This window comes from Streptomyces sp. (assembly GCF_036566765.1).
Lineage (GTDB): Bacteria > Actinomycetota > Actinomycetes > Streptomycetales > Streptomycetaceae > Streptomyces.
Map to the genome: position 1 here is coordinate 1 of NZ_DATCVQ010000258.1, position 2,973 is coordinate 2,973.

Here is a 2,973-nt window from a genome sequence, read left to right on the forward strand (position 1 = left end):
CGCCCGGCGCGAGCAGCAGGATCGTCGCCCAGCCGACGAGCGTGCCGCCGACCGCCGCGAGCAGCGCCTGCGGCAGCGCCTCCAGGCCGAGCAGCCGCCGGCCCTGCCGCCGGGTCAGGCCCATCGTCCGCAGCCGGGCGAGCAGCGTGGCCCGTTCCGGCGCGGACCGCACGAGCGACAGCAGCACCGCGAGGCCCGCGTACCCCGCGCCCGCGCCGATCGCGGTCAGATAGACCCGCTCGGCGCCGGTCTGCATCGGAGAGTCCACGTACACGGTCCGCTGCTCTTCCCGGAGTCGGACCGTGAAGTCCTGCGCCCCGGCCGCCTTCACCGCCCCCCGCAGCGCCTGCGGGTCGAGGCCGCCCGGGCGGGCCGAGACCAGCAGCGCGGTCGGCGCGCTGCGGGTCAGGGCGGCCCGGTCGACCAGCAGGAAGTCCGCGTCGGGGACGGCCGGGGTGTGCGTGCGCACCGCCACCACCTTCACCTTGAACTCGCCGGCGATCGCCACGATCCCGTACGGGTCCGCGCCCAGCCGCTCCGCGATCGCGGGCGAGGCGATGACCGGCACCACCCGGTCGCGGCCCTCGCCCCGCGTCCCGGTCGGCTTCAGCAGCGACTCCGGGAACGCGCCGATCCCCGTCTCCCGCGCGAGCCGCGCGTACGCACCGGGGTCCACGCCCACCAGCGTGACGTTCTTGGCCTCCACCGAGCCGGTCACCTTCGACGGCAGCGACACCCCGTACTCGATCTGCACCGGCACCGCGTCCTTCACCCCGGCCGAGCCGCGCACGGCCCGGTCGAGCCCCGCGGGCAGCCGCGTCCACTCGACGGGCGAGGAGATCCGGGCGTCCGCGCCGGTCGCGAGGACCGCCGCCCGGTCCCGGGCGTCCGCGACGCCCGCGAGCACCGAACCGCCGAACGCCGCCGTCGTCAGTGCCACCAGCAGCGCGAGCAGCGGCAGCGCGCCGTTGGCCGACGAACGTCCGGCGCGGGCGAGGGACAGATACCCGACCGCGCCGCGCAGCCGCGCGGCCGGCCGGGCCGCCCAGCGCAGCGGCAGCGGATAGAGCCGTACGAGGACCAGCGCGGCGATCAGCGCCACGAGCACCGGGGCCGCGCTGACCAGGTGGTCCCCGGCGTCGCCGGTGCCGCGCCGGCGCAGCGCCGCGACCGCCCCGACGGCGAGCACGAGCAGCGTCAGCTCGACGACGGTGCGGCGGCGGGAGGGGCGCGCGTCGACGAGGTCGTCGCGCGCGCCGTGCAACTGCGGCCTGCGGTGCAGGTACAGGGCGCGCAGCGGCAGCGTCAGCGTGGCGACGAGGGCGACCCCCGAGGCGGCGAGCAGGGCGGGCAGGAACCGGGCGGCGCCGCCGGAGCCCGCCGTGTCGTCGACCGCGAGCACGGCGAGCACCAGGCCGAGCGCCGCCGCCGGCGCCGCGACCACCGCCGTCTCGCCGAGCAGCCGGACGCCGATCCCGCCCAGCGAGCCGCCGCGCGAGCGCAGCAGAGCGAGTTCGGCGTGGCGGCGGGCGGTGAACAGGCCGCCGGTCATGGCGAGCACGACCAGCGCGACCGCGCCCATGCCGAAGGCCGCGACGGCGACGACCGGGGAGATCGCCGCGCGCATCCCGGCGTACCCGTCGACGACCTCGTCGAGACCGGTGTTCACGCTGGTCACCGCGCCGACCCGGTCCCGCAGCCGGACCAGGTCGGGGCCGCTGGACAGGGAGGAGAGGGCGGCGGACAGCGTCGCTGCGTCCCGCCCGGTCAGATGGCCGCTCGCGGGGGCGAGCCGCCAGTACACCTCGGAGCCGCCGGTGGTCCCCAGGACCGTGCCGGCGGCCTCCGGGGCGAGCAGGAGGGCGGCCTCCCAGTAGAACTCGGGGGCGTCGGTGCGGGGGACGGCCGCGTACACGGGGGTGCGCAGGGTGGGCTCGTACGACCAGTAGGCGCTGTGCGGGGCGCGTGGCTCGACGATCCCGGTGATCCGGATGCCGACCGGCCGGGCGTCCACGCCGGGGACGTGCACGACCGCGCCGGGCTTGATGCCGAGGGCCTTCGCGGTCTCGGCGGTGACGACCGCCTCCGGCTCGGGGCCGCCGCCCGCGAACCGGCCGGCGCGCAGGGTGCTGTGCTCCGGGACGGCGGACTGCGTGGACAGCGTCAGCTGCGGGGGCATCTTGCTCGGCTTGGGCAGCCACGGGTCCATCGCCTCCACCCGCTTGGAACTCCGCACGCCGTACGCGGAGTCGGCCCGGAGCGTCCGCACCGAGGCGGGCAGCTGGCGCAGGATGGCGTCGTAGTCCGCGCGGAGCCGCTCGGGGGCCACCTCGTGCGCCTCGCCCCGGTCGACGGTGACCACCTCGACGACGCGGTCGGCGGGCTCGGCGGTGTCGACGGCGTGCCGCAGTCCCTCGGCCTCGTACACGTCGACGGCACGGGGCAGCGCGGCGGCCAGGAACGCGGTGACGAGCACCAGCAGCGCGACCGCGCAGGCCGCCCCGGGCGCGGTGCGCAGCCGGGTCCGCACCCAGGGCGCGACGGCGGCGACGGGCTTGCGGGCCATGTCAGTTGCCTCCCAGGGGGCTGGCAGTGGGCGCGGTCGGGGCGGTCGTCACTGCGCCCCCTGGGTCCGCAGAGTGGTCGCCGGGTCCTCGCGGCGCAGCGCGATCGACGCGACGATCAGAAGCGGCACCGCCGCCACCGCGGCGAGCAGCACGGCGACGTGAGGGAGGGGGAGTTCGACCAGGACCGGCGGGACCGGCCGGGCGGCCTGGCTGGTCAGTACGACCAGCGGGACCACCGCCCGGGTCAGGACCGCGCCGAGCGCCACGCCCACCAGCAGGCCGATCGCGATCAGCAGCCCCTGCTCGGCGGCGATCAGACGGGCCAGCTGCCGGCGCGGCGCGCCCAGCGCGCGCAGCAGGCCGAACTCGCCCGCCCGCTCCCGCAGCGACCCGGCCGCGCTCACCG

2 protein-coding genes are annotated in these 2,973 nt (G+C 77.7%); both read right to left on the reverse strand.

The features are described from left to right. A partial coding sequence (locus VIU94_RS14465) for an ABC transporter permease (protein ID WP_331911437.1) occupies positions 1-2,566 on the reverse strand: 2,566 nt, incomplete at its 3' end. Between the two features lie 48 nt (positions 2,567-2,614). Then, positions 2,615-2,973 (reverse strand): FtsX-like permease family protein (locus tag VIU94_RS14470; RefSeq protein WP_331911439.1); only part of this gene is annotated, 359 nt, incomplete at its 5' end.